Raw genomic sequence first — 25,890 nt, 5'->3', positions numbered from 1 at the left:
TAGAGCCGGGCCGCGCGCGAAGCCCGACCAACCCAACGCCCCACCACCGAAGGAGATCCCCATGACCGAGATCAAGAACCCCGCCCCGTGCACCTGCGCTGACGAGAACACCCTCGTGTCCGTCGACATGGGCCCCGAAGACGGTGGCGTCGTCGACATGTGCACCAGCTGCTACACGCAGATGCAGCGCGAGGCGGTCGAGGACGCCCAGCAGTGACCACGAGCACGGCCGCCCGCGACGCCGCGGACTGGCGCCTACGGGCGGCCTGCCGTGGCCAAGACACCAACCGCTGGTTCATCGACAAAGGCCACTACGACGACGCCAAGTCGGTCTGCTCCGGCTGTCCCGTCCGCGCCGAGTGCCTGTACGACGCCCTCACGACCGAGCCGAACCACCACCGGTACGGCATGTGGGGCGGCCTCACTGGCAGCCAGCGCGCCCAGCTCCCGCCTCTTGAAGGCCCGAAGTCCATGGCCATCGCGGCCCTGCGCCGCTTCCTCGACGAGATCGACCGCCAGAGCGGCCCCGACACGGCCCGCCGCCACCTTCCCGACGAAAGGACCGAACCCATGACCACCGCCCTCCGTCCGGCTCGCCCGGTCGCCGACGTGCCGATCACGCACGACGCCGACGTACGCCTGAAGGCACCCGAAGACATGCCCGTCGGCCAGCTCCTCAAGTGGGCCGACGATCACCCCGACAGCGAGATCCGGGACCAGGCCGCGCGCGCCCGCGTCGCCCTCACCGGCCTCCGCCGACGCCACGCCGCCGACGCCGAGCTGACCGCGATCGGCGTCGAGGCCGAGCAGCTGGAGCAGCGCCTCGCCGAACTCCGGTCGCGTGAGGCCGAGCTAGTGCCGGCCAAGCGGAAGCGGAAGTCGACACCCCGGGACTACGACGCCACCGAGGTGCGGGCGTGGGCGGTGGAGCAGGGCATCGAGTGCAACACCCGAGGCCAGCTACCGAAGCACGTCCTCGACGCCTGGCGCGCCCGCGACGGCGCGTGAGCAGCAGCACGGCCGCCCACCCGACCTCACGAAGGAGCACCATGCCCGCCGTCGACCTGCCGACTCCGATCGTCGTCCAGCGCCACCAGTGCCCGTTCTGCCGCCGCTACACGCGCGCCGACCAAGCCCGCGTCGAGTGGCACATGGCCCGCTGCTTCCAGAACCCGGCCGCCCGCAACTGCAAGACGTGCGAGCACCACCAGCCGGAATCCATCGACTACGGGCACCAGTGCTGGCCCGGACGTCGCTGCGGCTGCAACGACTGGGACGAAGCCTGCCTCCACCCCGACGGGCCCGAGGACGACTACAAGTTCCCGGTCCAGAACTGCCCGCTGTGGCAGGCCAAGTAGCCGAAGCGTCGGCCGCCCGCGCTGGTATCGCGGGCGGCCGGCACCGCCAGTCCACCACACGACACCCCGGAGCCACCATGACCACCGACAGCACCCGCCCCGCCCGCCACGCCATCTACGGCGAACTCATGTGGCCCGAGTACAACCAGACCAGCGAGAGCTACGGCACGGGCCAGGAGAAGGCGTTCGCACTCCTCGACGCGCACGAGGCCGAGGTGCTCGCGCAGGCCGCCGCCGCGCCGTCTGCGCCCGCCGAGGAGGTGCGGCCGCCCGAGGTAGACGTCGACACCCTCGCCCGCCTCATCCACGACGCCAGCGTCTACGTCAACCGAGGCGACTACCCCGGATGGGACGACCTCTCCACCGCCCCCGGCCGCGGCCAGGACGAAGTACGCAAGGCCGCCCGCTGGCTGATCAAGCGGCTGAACATCACCAAGCGCGCCGGGGAGCAGCCGTGATCTTCCACGACCTTGCCGCCCTCGGCGACACCCTCATCGGCCGCGCCGTCCTCACCGTCGGCGCCACCGCCGGAGCCGTTGCCGCCGTGTTCGGCCTCGCCGTCGTCCTCATCGCCGGAGCCATCACCGGCATGTGGACCGGCGCCGGCCGCCGCACCGAACACCCCACGGACGCCTACGACGAGGCCGCCTGATGCCCATACGCCCCGAGAACCGCGCCCGCTACCCGCAGGACTGGCCCGAGATCAGCCTCCGCATCCGAACCGAACGCGCCGCAGGGCGCTGCGAATGCGTAGGCGAATGCGGCATCGACCACGGCGGCCGATGCCGCGCCGAGAACGGCAAGCCCAACCCCGACACCGGCTCGACCGTCGTGCTCACCACCGCCCACCGCGACCACACCCCCGAGCACGTCGATGACGACAACCTGTTCGCCGCCTGCCAGCGGTGCCACCTGCGCTACGACGGCCCGCACCACCGCGAGACCGCTGCGGCCACCCGGCGCGCAGCCCTCGCGGCCGCCGGCCAACTCGCCCTGGCCGAGCCGTGACCGGCCTCGCGCTCGGCGTCGTCCTCGGCCCGTTCGTCTCCGCGCTTCTGCTCACCATCCGGTGGGCAGGGCGCGCCCTCCACAACCGCACCTCTGACAGGAGCGCCACATGCCCCGCGAATCCTTCCCGCTCCCCGACGGCCCCTACCTCGCCTACGGCGCCACCAACGGCCCCGACGGCACCCACGAAGTCCGCATGATCGACCGCGAGGCCCTCGACGACCCGCGCGAGCGTGCCATCTGCCGGGCGCTTCTCCATCACGCGCTCGCGCTCCTCGACAAGAGCGAGCTGACGCGCGAACTCGGCATCTCTCGGGTCGAGCCGTGACCCCCGAGCAGCTCGCCCTCGACTGCGACGCCGACTGGGGCGCCGACGAGGACGACGAGCCGTCGCTCCCCGCCGACCTCCGCGGCCAACACATCCCCGCCGGCGCCCACATCACCGACATACCCCTGAAGGGAGATCTCCTGTGACACCCGCACTCCGCACCGCCCGCATCCTCACCCTCGCCGCGGCCGCGCTCACGATCAGCGCCGCCTACCTCGCCGTCACAGCCTCACCGTGGCTCGCCGTGGCCGGCCTGTACGTCGCCGCCGTCCTCGCCTGGTGCGCATCCCGCGAGTACGCCCACCACCGGCGCCTCCTCGTCGACCACGAACGCGCCCGCCGCGCGGCCCGACTGGAGGTCGAGGCGTTCACCCCGTGCTGCCACCTCGCCGAGCACTCCGACGGACAGGCGCACAACCCCAGTTGTCGGCGCCCGCTCGACCCCGACGCGGAGCTCGCCGCGGCGTGCTGCGTCACCGGGTTCGTGTTCCGCGGCGCCAGCCATGAGCCCACCTGCCCGACGCGCACGACGAGGAGCAACGCCGCATGACCGAGCGGATCCCGCTGGACGAGATGACCCGCGACCAACTCGACATGGTGTATCGCCGACTTCACAAGGCCGAGCGCGCCGTGGGTCTACTGGCCGACGCGCACCGCCGCGCCGAGCAGGCCGAGGCTGCCGTCGAGCGCGTCTCGAACCTCCGAGCGGTGTGGGCCGACGCACCTGACCCGCTCGCCCGCGCCATGGCGAAGGACTTGGGGAACACCCTGAAAGGCCCGGCAGCGACCGAAGCGACCGAGCCCGACTGGTCGAAGGCCATCGACGACTTCATCCGCCTCAACGGCCCCACGATCACCGTCGCCGACGACGAGATCACCATCGAGGGCCTCCGCATCGAGGAGCCCGCCCACCTCACCGTCCACGCCGGACGCCGCCGCCTCAACCTCCAGCGCAACTCGTTCTACAACTGGTCGGCGGTCAAGCGGTGCCGTGACGAGACCTGCGACTGCCACGCCCCGACCGGGGGCAAGACGACCAGCCCCACGCCGTCCCCGCTGCTCGATCAGATCTACCAGGCCATGAAAGAGCGCTACCTCGACAACGCCCTCGACCTCGGCCAGACCTCCCCGAAGCAGCAGATCACCGCGCTCGCCGAGGTCGCCCGGTCCGTCGCAGTCGACCACGGCCAGGTGCTCGCCGCGCAACACCGTGATGCCGAAGAGCAGCTCCTCGCCGCGCGTACCCGCGTACAGGAAGTCGAGGCCGAGCGCGAAGGGGCGTACCGCGAGCGCGCGCACCTCGTCGCGCTGCTCGCCGCCATGACCCCAGGTGCCGTCATCGCGCCCGCGCCCGACGTGGACGAGCCGGGGTGGCAGATCGCCTACCTCGCCATCGGTGGCCGGCAGGCGAGTTGGCACATCCATCCTCGCGATGCCGAGCTGTTCGCCGCAGTCGAGCGCGTCGAGGTAGACGACCCGCGCGCGCAGTGGGACGGCCACACCACCGAAGAGAAGTACATCGGCATCGCCGCGCACACCGCCGAGCTGATGCAGCGCTGCGGGCCCGAGTGCGGCGAGATGCACACCGAGACCGGGCGCTGCGAGATCGCGAGGAACCGATGAAACGACAGCACAAGATCAACCACGGGTGGCAGCGCCCATCGGAGCCCATTAGCGAGACGTACCAGCGGCAGATCGACCGCAGCACCGATAAGGCCGAGACCCGCTGGCGCCAAGCCCAGAAGGCCCTCGAACGGGCGCAGGAAGCCGCCGAGCGTGCCACACAGCGCGCCGCTAAGAGGCCGACCCCGCGCACCTTCGAGGCCCGCGACGAAGCTGAACGCCTCGTTCGTCAGAGGCTCCGCGAGCTGCAAGAGATCGAGGCGTTGATGCGCACACCGACGCGCACGCCCCCGGATGCCATCCACCGCGCCGGCCGCCAGGAGCGGCTGGAGGTCGGCGAGTACCGCAGGCCCCGGCGTAAGAAGACGCCGAAGTTGCCCGTGAGCACGAGGAGGACCCTGTGAGGGGAAAGCACGCCACCGCCGCCAGGAACCGGCGAGAGCGCGAGGAATTGGAGCAGCGCGCGGCAACTGCCGAACAGCAGGCCGAGAAGCTGGCGAAGGAGCTGGCGACACTGCGCGAGTCAACCGAGCGGCGCGTTGCGTCCCTGCAAGCCGATCTGAAGCAGGTCTGCGAGCAACGTGATGGAGCAGTGTCTCCGAAACTGACCGAGGCCATGACACGGGCTGACCGTATGAGGCGGGAGCGCGACGACGCCAGGCGCAGTGCAGCTCGACTTCCTCGTCTGCTCGATGCGGCAATGCGGCAGTGCGTTCCCCGCTACAAGGAGGCCGGGCTCACTGACCAGCAAATCGTCGTCGTGCTGGAGACCTTCACCGCGCAGGCGCGTAGAGACACCTTCGACATCGCCGTGGGAACCGCGCGCGAGGAGGCCCACCAGAACGGTTCTTGAAGGCACGAAGGGGCGCGCCTAGGTCCACCACGACAGCAGGCACGCCCCATCCGGTGGCAACACCGTACCGCCCCACCAGCACCAGGAGCGCCACGATGAACCCCACCGCCGCACACCTCCGCACCATCGCCCTCCACTGGCATGATCTCCGCGAAGCCGCCGGCCAACCCGTCCAGCACGGCGCGTTCGGCCTCGGCCTCCGCGGCTACCTCGCCCGCCTCGACGCCGCCGACGCCGAGCAGCTCGAATACGAACGCCACCAGGCCGCCCACCTCCGCGCCCAAGAACGCGACCCCATGCAGCTCGGCGACCGGCCCGTCCCCGTCCGCCTCCACATCATCGACACCATGCGCGCCGTCGAGGCCGCGCTCACCTCGTGCGCCGACGACATCGCCCGGCAAGTGCAGCGCACCCCGATGGCCATGCCGACCGCCCGCCGCGCCACCTACACCAGCCAGCGGGAGGCCGACGTCGCGCTGAAGGACCGGCAGCGTCAGGCCGCGCTCGCGCAGGCCGACTTGGCGGACCCGCGCAGGTGGCGACACACCGGCCGCCGTGATGCCGTGCGTGCCGCGCTGTGGCTGCTCGCCCGGGTCGAGTACCGGCCCGGCCCGTGCAAGCCAGTGAACGAACAGCAGGTGATCCGGATTGCGAAGGTGGCGGCCGGCGCCGCCGAGCGCGTCGAGCGCGCCCTCGACATCGCGGCGCAGCAGCGAACACTCGCCCAACGGTGCGCGTGCGGCGGGGAGATCACCATGCACGGCGGCGAGGGTCGGGCTCCACTCGCGCACTGCGAGGGGTGCGGGCGGATCTGGACGGAGAGCGGGACGGTGGCCGCATGAAACTGGCCTGGCTCCGCGTCCGCCTGTACATCCGCGAGGCTCTCGGTATCCGAGACATGCGGCACGCCATCCTGCGGCATCGCATCGAGCAGGAGAGGGCGCAGCGGAAGGGGTAAACAGCACGCGGCCCGCCGTCCCCGATGGGTGCGGCGGGCCTACGAGGGTGGCCCCGGTACTGCACGACGACCGTACGCCCGCCGCGATCAGCGCGTCCAGACCTCGAACCCGCCGTGACCCACTGGACCGTGGCTCCGTTACCGGGCCGTGGACCTCGACGACGACACCACCCGCGAAGACCCGCCGGCCGACCTGCTCCCCGTGCTCACCCTCGACGAGGCGCACGAGCTGCTCGGCCTACTCGCCGCGGTCGCCCAAGGCACAGCCCCGGATCCGGAGTTCGCGCACGTGCTGCGGTCGAACCTAGCCGCGCGCGTGCCGTCTCAGGGCGAGGCACGAGTGGGCCTTGAGCCCGGAGCGCCTGCCGTGACGAATCCGTGAAACGGCCACGTAGTTGACCCGGCCCGTGCCATCGTTGAACGCGATGCGAGTTCGTGGGCCAGCCCGATGGCTGCGCCCCGACCGACCCCAGACCCCGCTCGGCAGACTCGCAAACTGGCGCAGTAAGGCCCAGGCGTGGCCCTGCCCCTCCCCCCTAGGGCAGGGCCACCGCGCGCTCCAAGGTGATCGCCCCGCCCTCAGTGCGTCCAGACGTCGGGCCCGCCGCCCCGCCAATCGATCAACGCGGAACGGACGACGTCCATCTCATCCCACTCCTGAAGCCCGGCCTCCTGCATGAACGCCGCGACGTCCCGCACCGTGAACGCCCGGCCGAGGATCGCGCCGTCGACACGGACGCGCCGACCGCCGTCCTCGTCGGGCGGATAGATCACTACGGGCTGCAGAGAGGCCATGACGCCATGCTGCGGCGAGCGCGGCCATCCCGCAGCCCGAGCGCTCGGGAGGGGGCTGCTACTTGCTGTGGTTGAGCACGTTGCCGTTCACACAATGGTTGACGGTGTTGCCCACCCAGTCCCCGCCCTCGGGCGCGACGGCCAGATCCTGGAAGCAGACGGATGCGGCGCCGACGGCCCAGTTGGTTGCGGCGTTGGCGCCGGAGCCGAAGTTGGTGTCGTTGTCGGCGTGGGCAGGGGCGGCCATGGCGGTGGCGGCGAGTGCCAGACCGGCAACGCTGATGATCTTCTTCATGCACGAAGAACGATGCAGCAACCGGGGCGGGTACGGGCCCGCAGCGCTGATCGCCCGCTTGGCGGACTCGCCTACTCCTCCGGCGGCTGCGGGTGCCGGGTGACCTGCCGGAGCTGCTTCTCGACGTCGAACCGGTTGAGGTCGGCCTCTTGCGCGTACGCGGTGACCGCGGCCTGAGCGCGCGCCGCGGCCTCGAACCAGACCTCGCGCTGCTTCTCGCGCTCCTCGGTGTCGAGGTGCTCCAGCTTCTTGCCCTCGTCGTCGGCTGCGCGCTGAAGGCTGATCAGGTCATCCGGGAGTTCGATTGCCACGAACCGGATCTTAAGCCGGGTCGCGCGGGTGGGCGCGGCGGGCACGACGAAGCCCTCGACCTGATCAGGTCGAGGGCTCGTTCGCGTGCGGCTACACCTCGGGAACATCCTTCTTCGGCCGCTTGGAGCCTCGCATCCCCTTCGCGATCTGCTGCGCCCGCGTGAAGTGCACGCCCAACACATCGCCGATCTGCACCCACGTCATCCCCGAATCCTTCATCCGCTGGACCCGCTCCTGACGCAGCTCCCGCAGGCGCGCGTGGTGATCCGGCCAGGTATCGAGCACCTGCGTCACGGCCCTCGCGCACGCCTCGTCGTCCTGCATCTGCTCCAGACGCTCGATGGCCTCCAAGAGTCGACGCACCTCCTCGACCTGCTCGCTCACTGACGCTCCCTCCGTGCCGTGGAGCGCGACAAGGCGACTTTAGACCCTAGGGTCTTGCACGGGCTAGACCCTAGGGTCTAACGTGCTGAGCCGTGGGGATGCCGCGCACCGGAATCCCTCAATGCGAAAGCCCCGGCCCGGAGTTGCACCTCCATTGGGCCGGGGCGGACCAACCCCGAAGCGATCAAAGGAGCAGGTCCGTGGCCCACGGTACCGAGTCCAAGACCATCCCCGAAGCCCACCGCCGCATCGACCTCGTCGAGATCTACGACGCCTACGACGGCGCCCACGAGGGCTACACCACCCCCGCCCGCGCCGACGAGCTGCTCGTCTTCGCGGCCGGCATGGAGACCATCACCCTCGACGAGTCGCTGACCTCGCCCACCGGCACCCGGTACCGCGTGGTCCGAATCGGCGAGGGCGACCACGCGACCGTCTACGTGTTCGGCACCGTGTCGTTCACGGCCGCCCTCGCGTACGGGCTGCTCGTGTTCCTGGCGCGCAGCATCGGAGAGCGGCCCGAGCACCTGCCGTTCGCGACGCTGCAGCTCTACGCCGCGATCAACACGTTCGACGACGACACCGCGGTCCGGGTCCTGCTCCGCGACCTCGCGCCGAAGCCCAACCCTGGCGAGTCCGCCCGCGCCTATGCCCTCCGTCTGCGGCAGATCGCGGAGGACCTGTGATGAGCAGCGAGCCCACCGAGGCCGAGCGCGTCGCCGCTCTCCAGAAGCAGGCCGCGGCCGACTACGCGAGGTCGCAGGAAGCCCAGAGGCAGGCCGCTGCGCGCGACCAGCTCGCCATCGCCCGCGCGCACGGCAACGAGCAGGGCGGTGCGAGCTGATGAGCTGCTGCGGAAAGCCCATGTCCCAGCAGGGCGACAAGCTCGTGTGCGGGAAGTGCGGCGCCTGGTGCATCCCCGGCTTCGTCCTGGCCCTCCTGGTTCGAGGGGGCGGCCACTGATGCCGCTCTTCCGCCGAACCTCGGACGCCGACCTCGCCGCCACGAAGTACGACGGGCGCGAGTCCGCGACCGACAAGGCCGCGCGCAAGCGTCGCGAGGGCCACCGCCGACACATCCCGGACGCCGCCGCCAAGGGGCAGGCGTGGGAGGACACCGACCGCAGGAGGTTCCGCTGATGGAGCGCTTCCTGTACGGCCTCGGCATCCTCGCGTCCATCGCTTCCGGGATCTTCGCCGTCGTCTGGATGACCACCCACTGACCGACCGGGCCCGGCCTACCCCCGACCGGGCCCGGTCACCTCCTCGTTCCCTGGAGCACCCGTGAAGACCCGCACCGTCGAGCGCAAGAGCCTCGTCCCGCACACGGTCGACGGCGTAACCGAACTCGTCCTCGACACCGAGTACATCGACGTGCCGCTCCCGCCCCGCGACTGGGACAGCATCGTCCGCAACGGCGTCACCGTGATCGCCTGCGCGCTCGTCACCGTCTCCCTCGTCTGGACGACAGCGAGCATCGGCGACCTCCTCGCCCTCGCCACCGTCGCCGCCGTCGCCTACGCGGCCGGCGTCGCCTTCGACCTCACCTGGATCATGTGCATGGGCGTCGAGTGGCTGCTCCGCTACGACCCCGCCCGCGCCGCCCTCGCCCGCCGCGCCGGGCACGTCGCGCTCGCCATCTCCATGGGCGCCGTGTTCGTCCACGGCCACCTCTCCGGGCAGTGGCCCGTCGGCGCGGCCGGCGCCTCCGTCTCGCTGCTCGCCAAGGGCGGATGGACGATCGCAATGCGCGCACACGCCCGGCCGCTCGACGCGCGCACAGCGCAGTGGGTCGCGAAGCGGCGCGCGGCGGTCGACGGCCAGCTCGCCATGATCCCCGTGCGTCGTGAACTCCTGCGCGGCGAGGCCCTGGTGGCGGCCGAGCAGCGGGCCCGGACTGCGGAATCCGGCAGCGGATCCGCCGATCCGGATCAGTCCGGACCGTATCCGGACCCCAATCCGCAGCCGACGGCCACGGGCCCGATGACCGTGAAGGACGCAGTCCGGACCGCCCTGGATTCCGGGATCCGCGACCCGGATCGCGTGCTCGCCTACGTCCGCAAGGTCGCCGACGCCAACGCCCGCGAGGAAACCGTCTCGCGCTACATCCGGTTGGCGAGCTGATGGTCGCCGTCGGCGGGCTCGTCCTCGCCCTCATCTGCTTCGGCACCGTCGGCCTCGCCGCCGGCATCGCCCTCGCCACCTTCACCGGTCGCGACCCGCACTGGTTGCTGCCCGTCGCACGCGCCGTCGCGCTGCTCGTCGCCGTCGCCTGCTACCTGCTCGTCTGCCTGCACCAGATCGCCGAGGCCCTCACGCCATGACCGACAAGCCGATCATCCCGACCCGCATCATCCCGCCGGGCGCCACACTGCCCGACCGGCCGCCGCTACCCGGGGAAGCCCCGCCGTGGCACGCGGCCCCGCCGCCCCCACCGCCCGCTGCCCCGGCCCTGCTGCCGGATCCGCAGCCCCGGACCGTGGAAGTCCGCCACGTCCACGAGGTGTTCCTGACCAGCCCGGACCCCGATCCGGAACCGGATCCGTCCCGGTGGGAACGCGCCGGACAATGGATCGGCCGATACGTCCGCCCGTGGCACGCCGTCCTCGGCCTCGCCGGAGCCGTCGTCCCGATCCCCGGCGTCGGCTACTCCGCCGCCACCGTGTGGCACTACACCGTCGGCCACGGCCGCACCGAGTGGGGCGTCGGCTGGGGCTACGCCCTCGGCGGGATCCCGCTCGCGCTCGCCGTCACCGCGATGGCGCACCGCGGCGGCAGCCCGCTCCGCCTGTTCGCGCTCGCCGTCACCGGCATCGGCGCCCTCGCCGCAACGTCCTGGTACGACCCGGTGCAGTGGATCACGGGGGTCACACGATGAACGTCGGTCTCTCCCTCGGCGGTGTCGCCATCGCCCTCGCCATCCTGTGGCTCAACCTGCGCCCGTGGTGGAAGGGCGGCCGCGACCCGAAGGCGCTGCTCCCGTACGCGTCCGGCGCCGGCCTCGGCTCCCTGTCGACGATCTGCATCGGCGGCATGCTCGGGTGGGGTGCCTCCGGCCTCGCCGCGCTCCTCACCAAGGGCGGCACCACGGGCGTCTCCCAAGTCACCGGCACGAACGGTGCGACGCCGATGCCCACCGGCCGCATGGGCACGCTCACCGAGGAGGGCGGCGTCGTCGTCTGCCTCCTCCTCGTCGGCGTGATCATCCTGCACAAGACGTCCGGCAAGCAGGACAAGCGGCGCATCATCGGCGGTTACATCACCTTCGCCGTGCTCGGGTTCCTGCCCGGCGTCGCCCACCTCCTCGGCTGGTGGCCGGACTTGGTCAACAGCATCGGCGCGCAGGGCCGCGCCATCCTTGAGCGGGGCGTCAGCTGATGCGCCGCCGTCTCGCCGTGTGGGCGGCCCGCGCCTCCATCGCCGACCGGATCACCCGCGGCTCGGTCGCCGTATGGGAGCAGCGCGCCGAGGCCCTCGCCGCGTGGGTGCGCGCCGGCCGCCGCGAAGACCTCGACGGGTGGCGCGCGTCGCTCGGCCCCCTCGTGCGGCTCGTCCTCCTGACCGTCGTGGCCTACGCCGTGTGGGCCGCGCTGCGGTCGTGGCCGTGGCTGCTGTGGCTGCTCGCCGGGTGGTGGCTGCGCGCCGCGTGGAAGGCCGGCCGCCGCCCCGCCGAGCATGCCCCGGAGCAGGCCCCCGAGGAGACACCGGAACCGCCCGACGTGGAGGCCGTGCGCACCCTCCTGCTGACCCTCATGGAGGACCGGTCGGGGGTGCACCTGCGCACGGTCCTCGCCCACCTCCAGGAGCACGGCCAGTGGGAGGGCCGCACGGTCACCGATCTGCGCGCGCATCTGGCCCGTCTCGGGGTGCCCCACGACGCCCGCGTGAAGGTGCGCGGAGTGCCGACGTGGGGGGTGCGCCGGAGGAACCTGGAGACCCCTTCCCCGGTCGAGCCGCAGGAGTCGTCTACCGGCTCATCTACCGCCGCTTGACCTGCACTTCTACCAGCTCATCTACCACCATCTACCGGGCTATCTCCCCGGTCATCTACCGACAGGAAGGGGGAGTCATGGACTTCATCCGCTACCGCGTCGTGGACGAGGACGGCACGTTCCTCGACGAGTTCACCACCAACGCGCCCGGCTTCGCGAAGCAGCGGATCGACCGCATCCGGAAGTACCGGCCGAACCTCAAGGTCACCGAGAAGCCGGACAACGGATAGCCCACAGGAGATCGCCATGGAGCAGCGCGAGCACATCGCCCGCCAGGCAGCGGGCAGCGTTGACGACTTGATCGAAGCCCAAGAGCGCGGAGAGATCCCCAGCCCGATTGACGCCGCGATCGCTCGCATGAACCTGCGCGCCGCGCTCGACGCGGGAATCCACCCGCACGACCTGGATCAGTACCGGCGCACTGCGCCCCGTCGCCGCTGATCCTCCATAAGCCCCAGGGCGGCCGTTCGCTGCCAGGCATCCCGGCCGCCCCGGTTCACCCATCCCGAACACGAGACAGGAGCGCCATCATGGCACTGAACAACAACATGCCGATCCGGGATCCGCAGCGCGCGGAGACCGACAAGGAGCACTCGACGACGTACCAGGCGTCGAAGGGTGGCTACTACCCCAAGCAGGAGCAGCCCGTTCCGGGTGCGAAGCAGAAGTAGCGCTGTAAGACTGACCGCGCATGCCGGGTTGTGCCCGGCAGTGAGGCCCCGCCGTGCATCCCCCGTCGCGGCGGGGCCTTCACGCGCCCACACCTTCGAACCTCAACCTTGCTTGACGTTGCGCAGGTCATGCCCCAAACTGGGCCGCAGATTTGGCATGCCCGGAAACAGGCAAGACACCACGTAGCCCCCGGCCAACACCCCTGGCCGGGGGGCTACGTCATGAGCAAGACCTACAGGCTGTCGAGGATCTTCGCCCGCCGATCCCGGTACTCCTCATCCGTGATCGCCCCGGCCGCCCGAAGCTGATCCAACGTCGACAGCCGGGACGCAACATCCCCACCAGCGGCGGCCGGAGCAGTCTGAGGCGGTGCCGCTGCGGGCGCCCCCGCGGCGCCGGCCAGCCGCGCCCGCAACGCGTCCGCGAGCGCTCTCCCCGCGTCCTTCGGCATCTGCTTGATCTCGGCCTTGTTGCCCGACGAGAACACCTGCAGCGTTCCCATCAGCATCCCGCCCGACCACTGCACTGAGCTGATGCGCGCATAAGGGAAATCCTCGACCTGCTGCGACATGATCCCGTGCTTCAGGAAGATCAGCCGCTTGTCGGTCATCGCGACCAGGCCGTTGCCCTTCCCATACACGCCCGTCGCGAGCATCTCGACTGTCTCGCCTTCCCACAGCACCTCGGGAAGCCGTTGAATCTCGCGCTTCGACCCCATCGCGCTCTGCAACTTCGCTGCTGCGGCATCGATGTCCGGCCGCACATTGACGTCCACCATGTGGCACCCCTCCACGTCCAGCGACGGGGTCCTGCTGCTCTCAGACATCGCGCCCCGCCGCGATCAGGTCAAAAGCGTATCTCCGGATAGGCAGCCCCATGGAGGTGACCACGTGACGCGCCCCAAGGTCAGCAAAGGCGGCCTCGTCACCGACGACGAGCGCGCCGAGATCATCCGCCTCCACGGCGAGAGCCACGGCCGCAACGAGATCGCCCGACTCACGCAACGGTCGCAGCGCACCGTGTCCCTCATCTGCGCCGAGGAGGGCCTTGAGTTCGACGTCACCATGACCGAGGAAGCCACCCGGCACCGCGTCGCCCAGCTCGCCGCGCGCCGGGCTGTCCTGGCCGAGGCGCTCCAGGGCGACGCCGAGCGGCTCACCGAACTCATGTGGTCGCCCACGATCGCGTTCAGCTTCGGCGGCAAGGACAACGTCTACCGCGAGAAGCGATTCGACGAAGCGCCGGCCGCCGACAAGCGCAACCTCATGGCCGCAGCGAACGTGGCGATCGAGAAGTCCCTGAAGCTGGTGCCGCCCGAGCGCGAGGACACCGAGGGCCTGGCCGCAGTCGACGCCTGGCTGAGGGGAATGATCGGCGGCGAGTAGGGGGCTGCGATGTTCAAGCCCCTGACCGGCAAGTCGCTCCGCGCCACAAACCTCGCGGCAGCGCGCGGGAACCTGTGGGAAGGCGCGGTCCGCTCCGGCAAGACCATCGGCTCGATCATGGTGTGGCTGCGGTACATCCGCACCGGGCCGCCCGGCGCGCTCCTCATGGTCGGCAAGACCGAGCGCACCCTGAAGCGCAACATCATCGACGTCATCGAGCAGATGGTCGGCAAGCGCCGCTGCGTGTACCGCGTGGGCGCCGGGGAGGTCGTCATCTTCGGCCGCACCATCTACGTGGCCGGCGCGAACGATGAAAAGGCCGTCGACAAGATCAAGGGCCTCACGCTCGCGGGCGCGTACTGCGACGAGGTGACGACCTACCCGCAGACGTTCTTCCAGATGCTGGAGACGCGCCTCAGCGTGGCCGGCGCGCAGTGGTTCGGCACGACCAACCCCGAGGGTCCCAACCACTGGCTGAAGAAGAACTACTTGGATCGGGCCCGGCTGCACCTCCGGCGTGATGGAACGCTCACCGAGACGCAGGACCCGGCCGCCCTGGACCTTCACCGCTTCTCGTTCACGCTGGACGACAACCCGTCGCTACCGGCCGACTATGTGGCGTCGCTGAGGCGCTCGCATCAAGGGCTGTTCTTCAAGCGGTACATCCTCGGCGACTGGTGCCTCGCGGAGGGCGTGATCTTCGACAGCTTCGACGAGTCGCGGCACGTCGTCGACATCCTCCCGGAGATGTCGCGGTGGGTGTGCGTGGGCCTGGACTACGGCACCGTCAACCCTTTCGCGGCGCTGCTCATCGGCATCGGCGTCGACAACCGGCTGTACGTGGCGTCGGAGTACCGGCACGACTCGCGTGTCGCGCAACGGCAGTTGACCGATGCGCAGTACAGCGTGGGCCTGCGGGGCTGGCTGTCGGCGTACGAGCACCGCGGCACCAAGGGCGTGGCCCCGTCGTGGATCTTCGTGGACCCGTCGGCCGCGTCGTTCATGACGCAGCTATGGGCGGACGGGGTGCCGGGCGTCGCGAGGGCGGACAACGAGGTGACGGACGGCATCCGCAGCGTGAGCACGGCATTCGGCGCGGACGTACTGTCCATCCACCGCTCGTGTACGGGCCTGTTGGAGGAGCTGCCGGGCTACGTGTGGGACTCGAAGGCGTCCAAGAAGGGCGAGGACAAGCCGCTGAAGGTCGACGACCACAGCGTGGACGGCCTGCGGTACGGGCTGCACAGCTCGATCAACGAGTGGCGGCACCTACTGCCCACAACACCCCTGGAGGTGGCTGCCTGATGGCCGCGACGGCAAGCATCCCCGTGTACCTCACGTTCGGCGTCGGCGCGGCCACGGAGATCGGGAAGATCGAGATCGAGGCGGACGCCAACGGGACGTTCACGCTGACAGCGTTCGACCTCGTCGCAGCTCTGCGGGAGACCGCGGACGCCATGGAGTCCGAAGCGAGGGAGGTGGACAATGCCGCTTCCTGACAAGGGAGTCCGCTGGCCCCCGGTCCACCCGGCGATCCAGGCCGACATGGCGGACTGGTCCGCGTGGCTGTCCGCCAACCCGGACCGGCTGTCCTACCGCTACCGCAACCGGCACCGCGACAACGGCCGCTTCGGCCCGGCCGACAACCGGCCGTCGCAGTACCGCGGCGGCGTCGTCGGCCGCATGGCCCGCTGGTTCTGGGGCGAGCCCACACCGCTCGGCGAGCGGCGCGCCAACCTGCACATGCCGCTCGCCCGGGACATCGCCCGCACCTCGGCCGACCTCCTGTACTCCGAGCCACCGGCGCTGAAGATCGACCACAAGAACACGCAGGGCGTGCTGGAAACGCTCCTCGACACGGGCCTGAAGCGGACATTGATTGCTGCGGGCGAGTCCGGGGCCGGACTCGGCGGCGCCTATCTGCGGATCGTGTGGGACACCGACATCACCCCACTTCCGTGGGTCGGCCGCGTCCGCGCCGACGGTGCCGCCCCCGAGTTCGCTCACGGCGAGAAGCTGCGAGCGGTCACCTTCTGGACCGTGCTGGAGGCCGACGGACAGCGCGTCGTCCGGCACCTGGAGCGCCACGAACCGGGCCACGTACTGCACGGCGTGTACGAGGGCACCGAGGACAACCTCGGCAAGCCCGTCGACATGAAGGGCTTCACCGCCACCCGCGATCTCCTGCCGGCGCGGCAGCTCCCGCCGGGCATGGAGAAGAAGCTCCTCGTCGCCTACCTGCCGAACACGATGGACGCCCCCGACTGGGAGGACATCCCCGGCGCGGCCGGGCTCGGCACGTCGGACTTCCAGGGGGCGGAGACGTTCCTGTCGGGCATCGACGAGACGTACACCAGCTGGCTCCGCGACATTCGCCTCGCGAAGGCGCGGATCATCGTGCCGTCCGGCTACCTCCTCAACGCCGGGCCCGGCATGGGTGGCGTGTGGGAGGACCGCGAGGTCTACGCCCCGATGAACGTGCCGCCGACCGCCGACCAGGCGATCACGCTGAACCAGTTCGTCATCCGCCACGAGGAGCACCGGGCCACGGCATCGGAGCTGACGGACAAGGCCGTCCGCAACGCCGGGTACAGCGCCGGGACGTTCGGCAACGACTCGGCCGGCGCCGCGGTGACGGCGACCGAGATCAAGGCCCGCAATGCCCGGTCGATGTCCACCCGTGCGCGGAAGGCGGAACTCGCGGGGCCGGGGATCGCGGACATCACCGAGGCGTGGCTCATGCTCGTGGCCTCCGGCATGTTCTCGGGTGCTCCGGATGTCGAGGTCGAGCGGCCGGACGTCCAGTTCCAGGACTCGGTGCAGGACGACGTGAAGACGCTCGCCGAGACCGCTGCCCTGTGGGCGCAGGCCGAGGCCGCCTCCACGGAGGTCAAGGTCGCCCTGTTGCATCCGGACTGGGACGAGCGAGAACAGAAGGCGGAGGTCGACCGGATCCTCAAGGAGTCCGGCCGGCTCGTCGAGGACCCGCTTGCGCTCGGCGCGGACCGCCCCCGGTTTGACGAGGAACCGCCCGCCCCAGAGGGCCAGGGCGAGGCCGAGGACGACGGGGAGCAGGACGTCGACGAGGAGTAGCCGGGGGTGCGCATGCCGGTCAGCCCCGACATGGCGGAAGATCTCGCCGCCGCGGTGTCCTCGCTGTACGAGCAGGCCGAGTTGGTGCTCATCGAGAAGATCACGCGGGCGCTCGCGGAAGGCCTCGACAGCCCGCTGTGGGCTGAGCTAAAGCTGGCCGCACTCGGCAACCTGCGTGCCGCCGTCGACGAGGTGCTCGCCGCGCTCCAGGCCAACGCCACAGGCGCGATCCACGAGGCGCTCAGCGAGGCGTACGAACGGGGCCAGCAAGCGGCCGTGGCCGAACTCGGCGCACTGGCGGCAGGCACCGCCGCGGTGGCCGCCGATGCCCTGCCCGCAGCGTCCGCTGTGGACCGGCTCGCGGCCGCCCTCGTCAGTGAGACAGGTGCGACGCACTCTCGGATCCTGCGCTCCACGATGGACGTGTACCGGCAGGTGATCGCAGAGGCCACGTCGGCGCCGCTGCTCGGTGTCGAGACCCGGCGTCAGGCGGCGCAGCGGGCACTGGCCCGGTTCGCCGACCGGGGGGTCACGGGGTTCGTCGATCGGCGCGGGCGCGCCTGGAACCTCACGTCGTACGTCGAGATGGCGTCCCGCTCGGCGCTCGGCCGGGCCGCCGTCCAGGCGCACACGGATCGCCTCGGCGCTGCGGGCGTCGAGCTGGTCATGATCTCTGATGCTCCGGAGGAGTGCCCGCGCTGCAAGCCGTGGGAGGGCAAGATCCTGCGCCGCGACGGCGCGTCCGGGGCGGGCACGGCCGAGGCTGAGCACGCCACCGAGGACGGCCGCATGGTCAACGTCCAGGTGGCTGGCAGCCTCCCGGAGGCACGCGCGGCCGGGCTGATGCATCCGAACTGCCGTCATGCCGTGTCGATCTACCTGCCCGGCCTCACCCGCCCGCGGCCGAAGCCTCCGTCTCGTGCGACGTACGAGCAGACGCAGGAACAGCGCCGCCTGGAACGACAGGTACGCGCTTGGAAGAGGCGGGCCGCGGCAGCAGTGGGTGACGGAGAGCGCCGCTCGGCGAACGCGAAGGTGCGCGCCTATCAGGGCCGCATTCGCGAACTGGTGTCCGGCACCGGGCTGCCCCGCAAGAGCCGCCGCGAACAGATCGACACCCCGGCCCGGCCCGCGACTGCCGATCGGCCGGCGGTCCCCGCGCGCAGGGCCGCGCGCTGACACAGACTTCCGGCCGCCGCACGGCGCCCGGGCAACCCGAAACGGGAGACGAACACCATGCAGGTCCCTTTCACACGGCGAGGTTTCAAGCACCCGCTGGCAACGCACGCCGCTCTGGACGTGCTCGGCTACCGCCGCAACGGCGCACCGATCTACGCCATCGCGGGTGGCAGCAGCGAGGGCGAAGGCGGATCCGAGTCCGGCGAGTCCGGAACCGGTGAGTCCGAAGCGTCCGGGGAGTCCGGACAGGGCGCGGAAGCGTCCGGTGGTGAGGGCTCCGAACAGGGCGGACAGTCCTCCGGGAAGGAATCCGGCGAGTCCGGATCGCAGTCCGGAGACAAGGACTGGAAGTCCCACGCTCGCGAGTGGGAGAAGCGCGCCAAGGAGAACAAGGCCGAGGCCGACAAGGGCAAGTCCGCGATCGCGGAGCTGGAGAAGCTTCGCAAGGCGAACCTCTCCGACCAGGAGAAGGCCGTCGAGGAGGCCGAGCAGCGTGGCCGCACGGCCGCCACCGAGGACTCCACGAAGGAGATCACGGCACGGGACGCGAAGATCCGGGATCTGAGCGCCCAACTCGCCGTTTACGGGCGGGCCGAGAAGCTCGGCGCGAAGGTCGCGCCGCTCCTCAACTCGCGCAGCTTCTACGACGCGCTCACCGAACTCGACCCCGAAGCCAAGGGGTTCGGCGACAAGCTCGACGGCCTGATCAAGGCCGAGCTGAAGTCCACCCCGTCCATCGCCGTGCAGACCGCCGGTAAGTCCGGTGGGGACCTGTCGGGCGGCACCCAGGAGGGTGCCGCGAAACAGCGCAGCGGATCGCTCGCAGGGGCGATCGCGAACCACTACCAAACCTGATCCCGGAGGATCCCCATGCCCGTGACGCTTGCTCAGGCGCAGATCAACACGCAGGCCGATGTCGACTTTGCCGTCATCGACAACCTGCGCCGCTACTCGTGGCTGTTCGACCAGATGGTGTTCGACAACACCGTCACCCCCGGCACCGGCGGGGCCACGCTCACCTACGGCTACACGCGGCTGAAGGCGGCCCGCTCGGCGTCGTTCCGTGCCGTCAACGCCGAGTACACGCCGAGCGTCGCGGAGCGCGAGCGCAAGACCGTGGACCTCAAGCCGCTCGGCGGCAGCTTCGAGGTCGACCGCGTGCTGGCGAACCTCGGCGCCTCGGCGACCAACGAGGTCTCGTTCCAGATGCAGCAGCTTCTGACGAGCGTCCGCGGCACCTTCCAGTCGGAGATCATCAACGGGGACGTCGCCGTCAACGCGAACGGCTTCGACGGCCTCGACAAGATCCTGACCGGGGAGTCGACGGAGTACCTGCCGAGCACCGAGGGCATCACCGGCGGCTACCTCGACTGGACGCCCGGCACCATCACCGAGCAGTCCAAGGCGATGGCCGCGCTCGACCACCTCGACGGGTTCCTGTCGCGGATCCAGCCGTCCCACACGGGCGGCGGGGACGCCGGAGCACAGGGTGCGCTCCCGCCCGGTGTGAAGGCGATCCTCGGCAACACGGCGTCCATCACCCGCGTGCGCGCGCTCGCCCGATGGGCGGGCATGTACACCGCAAGCAAGGACGACCTTGGCCGGCAGGTCGAGCAGTACGGTCCGTGGACGCTCGTCGACCTCGGCGACACCGCGACCGGCGCGGGCCCCGTGATCCCGATCGAGTCCCGCGACGCCGACGGCGCCGGGTCCGGCGGCAACATCACCAACCTGACCGACCTGTACGCCGTCAGCTTCGGCCTGGACGCACTGCACGGCGCGTCCCCGGCCGGGCAGCCCCTCGTCCAGACGTGGATGCCGGACTTCACACAGGCCGGCGCCGTGAAGAAGGGCGAGATCGAGATGGGCCCGGTCGCCGCGGTGCTCCGCAATACCAAGGCGTGCGGCGTCATGCGCAACGTCCGGGTGGCTGGTGCCTGATGTTCCAGGTCACTGCCCCCGTCAAGGGGTTCGATGGTGTCGTGGCCGGGGTGGTGTTCTCCAAGGGGGAGGCCACCGTCGGCGAGGACCAGGCGCAGGCGCTCGGCTACTTCCGGCGCAAGGGCTACGCGGTCACTGAGCAGGAGACCAAGAAGGCCCCGAAGGCGAAGCCCGCGAAAGAGCCGGCCGCCCCCGCGACGCCGGGCGCTCCGCCCGCGCAGCAGCCGGAGCGTCCGACGCGCAGCGCCACGAAGGACGAGTGGGCCGCCTACGCCCGCAGCGTCGCAGCGGACTCCGACGAGGAGGCCGCCGTCGACGGCCTCACCAAGGAGCAGCTCGTCGCGCAGTACGGCGGCGACGCATGACGGGCGAGGTGATCCGCTACCGCAACGCCAACAACGGCGATGAGGTCGAGCGGCCGCACCCGGATGCCCGTCTGGAGATGCTCCCGAACTGGTCGCGCGTGGAGGCTGCGAAGCCGAAGCGCGAGGCCAAGCGGGAGCCGTCGGAGGGCAAGGGGGAGGGTGGCTGATGGCGAACCTCGTGTTCAACGTCGCGTTGGGGAGACTCGCGCAGTACGGCGATCTCCCCGCCGCGGCCGACTCGTTGGTCCTCGTGCCGTTCGCTGCGGCGAGCATGCCGACGGACGCGACGATGCGGGACTATGCGACGCTCGCCGCGGTCAAGGCCGGGGCGACGGAGCAGACCGCGCTCGGCCGCAAGACCCTGGCGAACGTCACGGTCACCGTCGACAACGCCAACGACCGCGTCAACATCGACTGCGACGACGTCACTTGGGCGGCGACGTCCGGGGCGGCGATCGGCGCGGTCGTCATCGCCTACAAGCCGGACGGTGCGAGCGCGGACAGCGCGATCATCCCGCTGACCAAGCACGACTGCGCGATGACCCCCGATGGCACGGACTTCACGCTCACCATCGCGGACTTCGCGCGGGCCTCGTCCGCAGCCTGACCCCAGGGGGAGGCCACCGTGGCGCGGTTGTGGACGTGCGGATTCGAGCTGCAATCGGCGGCGGCCGGGGTCGAGGTTCTCTCGGTCACCGGCCCGCCCACGATCTCGACCACCGTCCGCCGCGCTGGCGCGGCCTCCCTCCGGATCAACCCGACTGCGGCCGCTCAGTACGTCGAGCAGCAGGTCGACACGGGCGTCGTGAAGCGCACCATGCACCGCCTGTACCTGCGGATCACGACGCTGCCGTCCGCGACCGTTACCGTCTACGCGATCGGCCAAAGCGGATACTTCCCGGCACAGCTCCGCCTCACCGCGGGCGGCACGCTGCGCCTGTACGACGCGTACACCGGCACCGACCTCGGCACCGCCTCCGCGGCGCTCACCGTCGGCCGCTGGTACCGCATCGAGCTGGACCACACCGACGCAGCGGGCACCGCCGGATCCGCCACCGGCGCGTTCGTCGGCTACCTCGACGGCACCAACTTTTCCGGCTCCACACTCGTCACCAACATCAACGGCTTCTCCCGGATCCGCACGGGGTTCGTCACGGCGGGCACGGGCGAGGTCCACCTCGACGACCTCGCCGTCAACGACACCACCGGCAGCGCACAGACCGGCTTGCCCGGCCCCGGATCCGTGTTCCACCTGCGGCCCGACTCGGCAGGCGACGCCAACGGCTGGGCCACCGCAGTGGGCGGCACGGCAGGCGCGGCGAACAACTGGACGCGCGTCGCCGACGTCACCCCGGACGACGCGACGTCGTACAACGAGACGACCGCGACCGGCACCACCACCATCGACGACTACAACCTGAGTTCACCGACCGGTGCGGGCATCGGCGCCTCCGACACGATCAGCCTCGTCGCCGTCGGCGGCCGGATCGGCTCGAACGCGACGACCGCGGCGAGCCTCGTCTACCGGCTCAAGGGGCAGACGGGCGGCACGGTCGCCGAGTCCGCGTCCGTGTCGGTCGCCGTGAACGGGTGGGCCACGCACAAATCGGCGATGCCGTTCGTGCCGCAGCTCACCACCTACACAAACCCACAGACCGGCACCGCATGGACGACGGCGGCCCTGGAGACCGCGCAGATCGGCGTACGCTCCAACGTCTCGCAGACCACCGCGCGCCGCGTGTCGGCCCTGTGGACGATCGTCGAGGCGCAAACCCCGACCGCCCTCACGGCAGGCCCCGGCACACAGACGACGACAGCGCAGCCGCTCGCCCGCCACAAACGGCTCGCCCTCGGCACCGCAACCGTCACGATCGCCGCGCAGCCGGTGGCAGGCACCGGCTTCGACCGGCTCACCGACGGATTCGACGACGGCGCCGTCGACCCGGCGCGCTGGCCCGACTCCTACGAACCGGGCGGCTTCCTCGAAACCGGCGGCCGGGCACGGGTCCTGTGCACCACCGGCTACAACGCCTACGCCTCCGCCGAGGCGTACCGGCTGCGCGAGTCGCACGTCCACTGCCGCGTGTACCCGCCAGCCGCGGGCGGCGCGACCGTCGAGGCGTGGGCGCAGGTCCTGGTGCAGACGGCCGTGCTGGGCACCGACGCCGTGTTCGAGGTGTCGGCGGTCACCGGGAATCTGGTGCTGGCCGCGCGCGCCGACTACTGGGATCCGGCGCAGGTCACCATCCCGTACGACCCGGTGGCGCACGCGTGGCTGCGGCTGCGGGAGACCGGCGGCTTCCTGTACTGGGACACGAGCGCGGACGGCCTCACGTGGACGAACCGGCGCACGGCGACGGCTCCGGCATGGGTGGGCGATACGAATCTCCAGGTGCAGCTCATCGCGCACCGGGACGGCGGCGTCGAGGACTTCGCCGAGTTCGACAGCTTCAACACCGCGCCGAGCGTCCGGCTCCCGCTCGCCGCCGCGGCGGGCACGGACACGGCCCGGCCCGTCACCGGCGCGAAGGCGTCAGGGCTGGCGCGCGCGGGCGGGGCCGAGGGCGCGCTCGTCCTCCCCCAGGTGAAGCGCAGGCCGCTGCCGACGGCGGCCGGAACGGATGGGGCACAGCCGGTTTCCGGCAGCAAGCGCCGCACGCTCGGCACCGCTGCCGAGACCGCTACGGCCCGCCCGCACGCGGCGGGCAAGCGCCGTGCCGCAGGTGCAGCGTCGGAGTCCGCGACGGCGGTGCCGATGTCGGCCTCGTTCGGGCTCATCGCGGCGCAAGAGACCAGCACGGCCCGCGCGTTGGGCCGTGCGAAGACCACCGTGCAGGGCACGGCGGGTGTGGTGGAAGAGGCACGGCCACTCGGCCGGGCCAAGGTGGCGCGGCTCGGCGTGACGGCCGAGACCGCTGGGGGACGGCCGCTGACCAGTGGCCGCAGCGGGGCGCTCGCCCCGGCCGAGGAGACGACGATTGCGCGTCCCCTCGGCCGGGCGCGGGCCCGCGCCCTGTCCCCGGCCGACGACGACCACACCGCACAGACGCTCGCCGCACAAGGAACCTGGCCCCTGGGCACAGGCGACGAGACAGCGCCCGCACGCCCCCTCACCGGGGCCAAGCGGGCACGGCCGGCCGCCGTCGAGGAAACGAGCAGCGCGCCCGCGCTCCACCGGGGCAAGGCCCGAACCCTCCCCGCAGGCACCTGCAGGGCGACCGCCCGGCCCCTGACAGCACATAAGACGCTGCGGCTCGGCACCGCCGCGACAGCCGAGACAGCACTCGGGTTCGACACCGCGCTGCGGCGCACCCTCGGCCCCGCGCACGAGATCACGCGGGTCGGCGTCGGCCCGCTGGCGAGGCTCGTCCCCGCCGTCGAGCAGGCCACAGCGCCGCCCCTCGCCCGTGTCTGGCAGCAGCCGGACACGGCACCGTCCACGGCCGGGCCCCGGCTCACACCGGGCAGCAGCGGCCCGCACCTCGCACCGCGCGGGGACGGCCCGCAGCTCATCGCATCCACGCACGGCCCCGAGCTGGCCGCGCACTCGACTCCGGGAGGCTGACGTGCCGGACGTAGGCGACATGGTGAGGGCGCAGCTCGCAGTGGCGCCGGCCGACGAGACCACCGCGGCGACGCTCGTGGTGACCCGCCCGGACGGGACGACGGAATCCCCGGTCGTCAACCGCGAGGACGGCGGCATGTGGTCGGCGCCCGTCACGTACTCCGAGGCCGGGGTGTGGCTGCTCCGCTGGACGGTCACCGGCACGGGCGCCTCGGTGGAGAACCAGCGGGTTGCCGTGGCGCCCACCCCAGGCACGGGTCTGAGCGGGCGCGTGTACGCGACGTCGACACAGCTCGCGAACTTCCTCCAGGACGCACCGCCGTTGGACGCGCCGCGGCTCCTGCTCAACGCGTCGAAGCTCCTCGACTCGGACTTCCTGACTGCGGCCTGGTACGACACGGACAGCGGCGGCATGCCGGCCGACCCGGAGGTTGCCGACGCGTTCGCCGAGGCGGTGTGCGCTCAGGTGGAGTTCTGGGGTGAGGTCGGGGAGGAGACGGATATCTCCGGGCCGCTCCAGAGCGTCGCCCTCGGCTCGCTGAACTTGCAGTTCGGTACGGGCGACGACCGCTCCGGGCCGGACTACTACGCGCCGAAGCTGCCGCGCGCGCTGGCGGGCCTGCCCGCGACGAAGTTCCGCATCGGCGTCGTCTCCGGAGGCTGGTGATGGGGCGCATCCCCGGCTGGCTCCTCGTCCACACGATCACCGTCGAGCCGTACCGGGGACAGGGCTCGAAAGGCCCCCTGTACGGGCCGCCCGAGGCAGTGCGCTGCTTCCTCGACGAGCAGACCCGCGCCGTCCGCTCACCCGGCGGCGACACCGTCACCTCGTCCTCAACCGCCTACACCAAGCGCGGCATTGACGCACCCCCGCTGTCCCGCGTGACCACCGCAGGCGGCCAGATCACCAAGGTCATCCAGTCCAAGGACCGCAACGGCGCAGGCCTGCGCACCCCCGACCACCTGGAAATCCAACTCGAATAGGGGGAACGCCATGGCGCAGTCCTTCCGGCTCCGGTTCAACGGGGCGCCGACCGAGCGGGCAGTCCGGCAGGGCGCAGCGCGTGGCCTTCACCTGGCAGCCGAGTACGTCCTCGGCCAGTGCCAAGCCGTCGTCCCACTCGATGAAGCCGAACTCCAGCGCTCCGGAGTCGCCTCCGTGGACGAGGGAAGCCTGACCGCGGCGGTCTCCTACGACACCCCGTACGCCGTGCGGCAGCACGAGGAATTGGACTACAGGCACGCGCCCGGGCGTCAGGCCAAGTACGTGGAGCAGCCGCTCAACGCCGCGCGCGGCGAGATCGCCGCCATCGTGGCTGCGCAGATCCGGCGGGAGCTGCGGTGAGCGGCGAGACGCACGACGTCGACCTCCTCACCGGCATCGCCGAGCTGCTCGCCACGGAGGGCCTCGGCGTGTACGCCCCGGACAGTGTTCTGCCGACGGGCAGCACCGGCATCGTCCTCGGCAAGGTGCCCGACGGCCCGGACCGGATCATCGGGCTCACGCCGTACCCGGTCGCCGACGACGACTCCACCGACACGGTCACCGGTCTCCAGGCCCGCATGCGCGCGGGCACCGACCCGACGGACCTGGTGCAGCTCGGCAACGACGTGTTCCGCGTGCTGCACAACCGCCGCGGCTACCAGGCGCGAGGCGTGCGGGTCGCCGTGTCGTGGCGCCAGTCGCAGGCCTGGATCGGCCAGGACACCCACGGGCGGATGGAACTCACCGCCAACTACTACCTCCGGACGGTCCGGTCCGGGCCCCTCCAGGACGAATAGCGA

Annotated in this window: 45 protein-coding genes; 40 read left to right on the top strand and 5 right to left on the bottom strand. The window is 71.1% G+C overall.

Annotated elements, in window-relative coordinates; all coding sequences use genetic code 11:
• Nucleotides 1-61 precede the first annotated feature (61 nt).
• The 14 genes from ACY34M_RS40315 (at nucleotide 62) to ACY34M_RS40250 (ending at nucleotide 6,510) form a co-directional block, all read left to right on the top strand.
• Entirely contained in the window at nucleotides 62-217 is a 156-nt protein-coding gene (locus tag ACY34M_RS40315) for a hypothetical protein (protein ID WP_462723663.1), read from the top strand.
• Nucleotides 214-1,008 (top strand): WhiB family transcriptional regulator, encoded by a 795-nt coding sequence (locus tag ACY34M_RS40310; protein ID WP_462723662.1) that lies wholly within the window; start codon nucleotides 214-216, stop codon nucleotides 1,006-1,008. Before ACY34M_RS40315 ends, ACY34M_RS40310 begins: the two co-directional genes overlap by 4 nt.
• 41 nt (nucleotides 1,009-1,049) lie before the next feature.
• Nucleotides 1,050-1,358: a hypothetical protein gene (locus tag ACY34M_RS40305; RefSeq protein ID WP_462723661.1), complete on the top strand. Its 309-nt coding sequence runs from the start codon at nucleotides 1,050-1,052 to the stop codon at nucleotides 1,356-1,358.
• A gap of 77 nt (nucleotides 1,359-1,435) precedes the next feature.
• Nucleotides 1,436-1,816, top strand: a complete 381-nt coding sequence (locus tag ACY34M_RS40300) for a hypothetical protein (RefSeq protein ID WP_462723660.1) — start codon at nucleotides 1,436-1,438, stop codon at nucleotides 1,814-1,816.
• On the top strand, nucleotides 1,813-2,010 hold the full coding sequence (locus ACY34M_RS40295) for a hypothetical protein (RefSeq protein WP_462723659.1): 198 nt from the start codon (nucleotides 1,813-1,815) through the stop codon (nucleotides 2,008-2,010). The genes ACY34M_RS40300 and ACY34M_RS40295 overlap by 4 nt, the downstream gene beginning before the upstream one ends.
• A complete protein-coding gene (locus ACY34M_RS40290; RefSeq protein ID WP_462723658.1) occupies nucleotides 2,010-2,366 on the top strand; it encodes a hypothetical protein in 357 nt (118 codons plus the stop codon). The genes ACY34M_RS40295 and ACY34M_RS40290 overlap by 1 nt, the downstream gene beginning before the upstream one ends.
• A gap of 109 nt (nucleotides 2,367-2,475) precedes the next feature.
• Nucleotides 2,476-2,694: a hypothetical protein gene (locus ACY34M_RS40285; protein WP_462723657.1), complete on the top strand. Its 219-nt coding sequence runs from the start codon at nucleotides 2,476-2,478 to the stop codon at nucleotides 2,692-2,694.
• A complete protein-coding gene (locus tag ACY34M_RS40280) occupies nucleotides 2,691-2,840 on the top strand; it encodes a hypothetical protein (protein ID WP_462723656.1) in 150 nt (49 codons plus the stop codon). The genes ACY34M_RS40285 and ACY34M_RS40280 overlap by 4 nt, the downstream gene beginning before the upstream one ends.
• Complete coding sequence (locus ACY34M_RS40275) at nucleotides 2,837-3,244, top strand: hypothetical protein (protein ID WP_462723655.1); 408 nt, start codon at nucleotides 2,837-2,839, stop codon at nucleotides 3,242-3,244. Before ACY34M_RS40280 ends, ACY34M_RS40275 begins: the two co-directional genes overlap by 4 nt.
• Nucleotides 3,241-4,317 carry a hypothetical protein gene (locus ACY34M_RS40270; protein WP_462723654.1) on the top strand — a complete coding sequence of 359 codons (1,077 nt, stop codon included), beginning with the start codon at nucleotides 3,241-3,243 and terminating at the stop codon, nucleotides 4,315-4,317. Before ACY34M_RS40275 ends, ACY34M_RS40270 begins: the two co-directional genes overlap by 4 nt.
• The gene (locus ACY34M_RS40265) at nucleotides 4,314-4,721 is read left to right on the top strand and encodes a hypothetical protein (RefSeq protein ID WP_462723653.1); all 408 of its coding nucleotides are present in this window, start codon (nucleotides 4,314-4,316) and stop codon (nucleotides 4,719-4,721) included. Before ACY34M_RS40270 ends, ACY34M_RS40265 begins: the two co-directional genes overlap by 4 nt.
• Entirely contained in the window at nucleotides 4,718-5,170 is a 453-nt protein-coding gene (locus ACY34M_RS40260; protein WP_462723652.1) for a hypothetical protein, read from the top strand. The genes ACY34M_RS40265 and ACY34M_RS40260 overlap by 4 nt, the downstream gene beginning before the upstream one ends.
• 95 nt (nucleotides 5,171-5,265) lie before the next feature.
• Nucleotides 5,266-6,012 (top strand): hypothetical protein, encoded by a 747-nt coding sequence (locus tag ACY34M_RS40255; RefSeq protein WP_462723651.1) that lies wholly within the window; start codon nucleotides 5,266-5,268, stop codon nucleotides 6,010-6,012.
• Between the two features lie 264 nt (nucleotides 6,013-6,276).
• A complete protein-coding gene (locus ACY34M_RS40250) occupies nucleotides 6,277-6,510 on the top strand; it encodes a hypothetical protein (RefSeq protein WP_462723650.1) in 234 nt (77 codons plus the stop codon).
• A gap of 197 nt (nucleotides 6,511-6,707) precedes the next feature.
• On the opposite strand, the gene ACY34M_RS40245 is transcribed toward ACY34M_RS40250, so the two are convergent.
• From ACY34M_RS40245 to ACY34M_RS40230, 4 genes are all read right to left on the bottom strand, one after another.
• Entirely contained in the window at nucleotides 6,708-6,923 is a 216-nt protein-coding gene (locus tag ACY34M_RS40245) for a hypothetical protein (RefSeq protein WP_462723649.1), read from the bottom strand.
• A gap of 58 nt (nucleotides 6,924-6,981) precedes the next feature.
• Nucleotides 6,982-7,218: a hypothetical protein gene (locus ACY34M_RS40240; protein ID WP_462723648.1), complete on the bottom strand. Its 237-nt coding sequence runs from the start codon at nucleotides 7,216-7,218 to the stop codon at nucleotides 6,982-6,984.
• 71 nt (nucleotides 7,219-7,289) lie between these two features.
• Nucleotides 7,290-7,529: a hypothetical protein gene (locus ACY34M_RS40235; protein WP_462723647.1), complete on the bottom strand. Its 240-nt coding sequence runs from the start codon at nucleotides 7,527-7,529 to the stop codon at nucleotides 7,290-7,292.
• Between the two features lie 91 nt (nucleotides 7,530-7,620).
• Nucleotides 7,621-7,914 (bottom strand): hypothetical protein, encoded by a 294-nt coding sequence (locus tag ACY34M_RS40230; RefSeq protein WP_462723646.1) that lies wholly within the window; start codon nucleotides 7,912-7,914, stop codon nucleotides 7,621-7,623.
• Nucleotides 7,915-8,114: 200 nt separating this feature from the next.
• Between ACY34M_RS40230 and ACY34M_RS40225 the strand changes: the two genes are divergently transcribed.
• The 11 genes from ACY34M_RS40225 to ACY34M_RS40175 all read left to right on the top strand — a co-directional run bounded on the left by ACY34M_RS40225 (nucleotide 8,115) and on the right by ACY34M_RS40175 (nucleotide 12,576).
• The gene (locus ACY34M_RS40225) at nucleotides 8,115-8,600 is read left to right on the top strand and encodes a hypothetical protein (protein WP_462723645.1); all 486 of its coding nucleotides are present in this window, start codon (nucleotides 8,115-8,117) and stop codon (nucleotides 8,598-8,600) included.
• Entirely contained in the window at nucleotides 8,600-8,758 is a 159-nt protein-coding gene (locus ACY34M_RS40220; protein ID WP_462723644.1) for a hypothetical protein, read from the top strand. Before ACY34M_RS40225 ends, ACY34M_RS40220 begins: the two co-directional genes overlap by 1 nt.
• A gap of 118 nt (nucleotides 8,759-8,876) precedes the next feature.
• Entirely contained in the window at nucleotides 8,877-9,053 is a 177-nt protein-coding gene (locus tag ACY34M_RS40215; RefSeq protein ID WP_462723643.1) for a hypothetical protein, read from the top strand.
• Between the two features lie 144 nt (nucleotides 9,054-9,197).
• Nucleotides 9,198-10,037 (top strand): protein transporter Sec31, encoded by an 840-nt coding sequence (locus tag ACY34M_RS40210; RefSeq protein ID WP_462723642.1) that lies wholly within the window; start codon nucleotides 9,198-9,200, stop codon nucleotides 10,035-10,037.
• On the top strand, nucleotides 10,037-10,237 hold the full coding sequence (locus tag ACY34M_RS40205; RefSeq protein WP_462723641.1) for a hypothetical protein: 201 nt from the start codon (nucleotides 10,037-10,039) through the stop codon (nucleotides 10,235-10,237). Before ACY34M_RS40210 ends, ACY34M_RS40205 begins: the two co-directional genes overlap by 1 nt.
• Nucleotides 10,234-10,791, top strand: a complete 558-nt coding sequence (locus ACY34M_RS40200; protein ID WP_462723640.1) for a hypothetical protein — start codon at nucleotides 10,234-10,236, stop codon at nucleotides 10,789-10,791. The genes ACY34M_RS40205 and ACY34M_RS40200 overlap by 4 nt, the downstream gene beginning before the upstream one ends.
• Nucleotides 10,788-11,291 carry a hypothetical protein gene (locus tag ACY34M_RS40195; RefSeq protein ID WP_462723639.1) on the top strand — a complete coding sequence of 168 codons (504 nt, stop codon included), beginning with the start codon at nucleotides 10,788-10,790 and terminating at the stop codon, nucleotides 11,289-11,291. The genes ACY34M_RS40200 and ACY34M_RS40195 overlap by 4 nt, the downstream gene beginning before the upstream one ends.
• The gene (locus ACY34M_RS40190) at nucleotides 11,291-11,905 is read left to right on the top strand and encodes a hypothetical protein (RefSeq protein ID WP_462723638.1); all 615 of its coding nucleotides are present in this window, start codon (nucleotides 11,291-11,293) and stop codon (nucleotides 11,903-11,905) included. Before ACY34M_RS40195 ends, ACY34M_RS40190 begins: the two co-directional genes overlap by 1 nt.
• 77 nt (nucleotides 11,906-11,982) lie before the next feature.
• Nucleotides 11,983-12,135 (top strand): hypothetical protein, encoded by a 153-nt coding sequence (locus ACY34M_RS40185; RefSeq protein ID WP_462723637.1) that lies wholly within the window; start codon nucleotides 11,983-11,985, stop codon nucleotides 12,133-12,135.
• 16 nt (nucleotides 12,136-12,151) lie between these two features.
• Nucleotides 12,152-12,346: a hypothetical protein gene (locus ACY34M_RS40180; protein ID WP_462723636.1), complete on the top strand. Its 195-nt coding sequence runs from the start codon at nucleotides 12,152-12,154 to the stop codon at nucleotides 12,344-12,346.
• 89 nt (nucleotides 12,347-12,435) lie between these two features.
• Nucleotides 12,436-12,576 (top strand): hypothetical protein, encoded by a 141-nt coding sequence (locus ACY34M_RS40175; protein ID WP_462723635.1) that lies wholly within the window; start codon nucleotides 12,436-12,438, stop codon nucleotides 12,574-12,576.
• A gap of 233 nt (nucleotides 12,577-12,809) precedes the next feature.
• Here the strand turns inward: ACY34M_RS40175 and ACY34M_RS40170 are convergent, their stop codons facing one another.
• The gene (locus ACY34M_RS40170) at nucleotides 12,810-13,355 is read right to left on the bottom strand and encodes a PH domain-containing protein (RefSeq protein WP_462723634.1); all 546 of its coding nucleotides are present in this window, start codon (nucleotides 13,353-13,355) and stop codon (nucleotides 12,810-12,812) included.
• A gap of 112 nt (nucleotides 13,356-13,467) precedes the next feature.
• Between ACY34M_RS40170 and ACY34M_RS40165 the strand changes: the two genes are divergently transcribed.
• The 15 genes from ACY34M_RS40165 to ACY34M_RS40095 are packed head-to-tail and all read left to right on the top strand — an operon-like array spanning nucleotide 13,468 to nucleotide 25,887.
• Complete coding sequence (locus ACY34M_RS40165; protein ID WP_462723633.1) at nucleotides 13,468-13,962, top strand: helix-turn-helix domain-containing protein; 495 nt, start codon at nucleotides 13,468-13,470, stop codon at nucleotides 13,960-13,962.
• 9 nt (nucleotides 13,963-13,971) lie between these two features.
• The gene (locus ACY34M_RS40160) at nucleotides 13,972-15,267 is read left to right on the top strand and encodes a PBSX family phage terminase large subunit (protein WP_462723632.1); all 1,296 of its coding nucleotides are present in this window, start codon (nucleotides 13,972-13,974) and stop codon (nucleotides 15,265-15,267) included.
• Nucleotides 15,267-15,461 (top strand): hypothetical protein, encoded by a 195-nt coding sequence (locus ACY34M_RS40155; RefSeq protein ID WP_462723631.1) that lies wholly within the window; start codon nucleotides 15,267-15,269, stop codon nucleotides 15,459-15,461. Before ACY34M_RS40160 ends, ACY34M_RS40155 begins: the two co-directional genes overlap by 1 nt.
• Nucleotides 15,448-17,055, top strand: a complete 1,608-nt coding sequence (locus tag ACY34M_RS40150) for a phage portal protein (RefSeq protein ID WP_462723630.1) — start codon at nucleotides 15,448-15,450, stop codon at nucleotides 17,053-17,055. Before ACY34M_RS40155 ends, ACY34M_RS40150 begins: the two co-directional genes overlap by 14 nt.
• A 12-nt stretch (nucleotides 17,056-17,067) precedes the next feature.
• Nucleotides 17,068-18,234 carry a phage minor capsid protein gene (locus ACY34M_RS40145; protein ID WP_462723684.1) on the top strand — a complete coding sequence of 389 codons (1,167 nt, stop codon included), beginning with the start codon at nucleotides 17,068-17,070 and terminating at the stop codon, nucleotides 18,232-18,234.
• 57 nt (nucleotides 18,235-18,291) lie between these two features.
• A complete protein-coding gene (locus ACY34M_RS40140) occupies nucleotides 18,292-19,089 on the top strand; it encodes a hypothetical protein (protein WP_462723629.1) in 798 nt (265 codons plus the stop codon).
• Between the two features lie 15 nt (nucleotides 19,090-19,104).
• Nucleotides 19,105-20,175, top strand: coding sequence for a major capsid protein (locus ACY34M_RS40135; RefSeq protein WP_462723628.1), 1,071 nt, complete (start codon nucleotides 19,105-19,107; stop codon nucleotides 20,173-20,175).
• Nucleotides 20,175-20,540: a hypothetical protein gene (locus ACY34M_RS40130; protein ID WP_462723627.1), complete on the top strand. Its 366-nt coding sequence runs from the start codon at nucleotides 20,175-20,177 to the stop codon at nucleotides 20,538-20,540. Before ACY34M_RS40135 ends, ACY34M_RS40130 begins: the two co-directional genes overlap by 1 nt.
• Nucleotides 20,537-20,707 (top strand): hypothetical protein, encoded by a 171-nt coding sequence (locus tag ACY34M_RS40125; protein WP_462723626.1) that lies wholly within the window; start codon nucleotides 20,537-20,539, stop codon nucleotides 20,705-20,707. The genes ACY34M_RS40130 and ACY34M_RS40125 overlap by 4 nt, the downstream gene beginning before the upstream one ends.
• Nucleotides 20,707-21,147 (top strand): hypothetical protein, encoded by a 441-nt coding sequence (locus ACY34M_RS40120; protein WP_462723625.1) that lies wholly within the window; start codon nucleotides 20,707-20,709, stop codon nucleotides 21,145-21,147. The genes ACY34M_RS40125 and ACY34M_RS40120 overlap by 1 nt, the downstream gene beginning before the upstream one ends.
• A gap of 18 nt (nucleotides 21,148-21,165) precedes the next feature.
• A complete protein-coding gene (locus ACY34M_RS40115; protein ID WP_462723624.1) occupies nucleotides 21,166-24,105 on the top strand; it encodes a hypothetical protein in 2,940 nt (979 codons plus the stop codon).
• Between the two features lies 1 nt (nucleotide 24,106).
• A complete protein-coding gene (locus ACY34M_RS40110) occupies nucleotides 24,107-24,772 on the top strand; it encodes a hypothetical protein (protein WP_462723623.1) in 666 nt (221 codons plus the stop codon).
• Entirely contained in the window at nucleotides 24,772-25,089 is a 318-nt protein-coding gene (locus ACY34M_RS40105) for a hypothetical protein (RefSeq protein WP_462723622.1), read from the top strand. The genes ACY34M_RS40110 and ACY34M_RS40105 overlap by 1 nt, the downstream gene beginning before the upstream one ends.
• A 10-nt stretch (nucleotides 25,090-25,099) precedes the next feature.
• Nucleotides 25,100-25,450, top strand: coding sequence for a hypothetical protein (locus ACY34M_RS40100; RefSeq protein WP_462723621.1), 351 nt, complete (start codon nucleotides 25,100-25,102; stop codon nucleotides 25,448-25,450).
• Nucleotides 25,447-25,887 carry a minor capsid protein gene (locus ACY34M_RS40095; RefSeq protein WP_462723620.1) on the top strand — a complete coding sequence of 147 codons (441 nt, stop codon included), beginning with the start codon at nucleotides 25,447-25,449 and terminating at the stop codon, nucleotides 25,885-25,887. Before ACY34M_RS40100 ends, ACY34M_RS40095 begins: the two co-directional genes overlap by 4 nt.
• The last annotated feature ends 3 nt before the right edge of the window (nucleotides 25,888-25,890 follow it).

It is taken from the genome of Streptomyces sp. EDA2-14 (assembly GCF_054963755.1).
The sequence above is the reverse complement of the archived record's forward strand: the minus strand, read 5'-3'. Positions and strand labels throughout refer to the sequence as shown.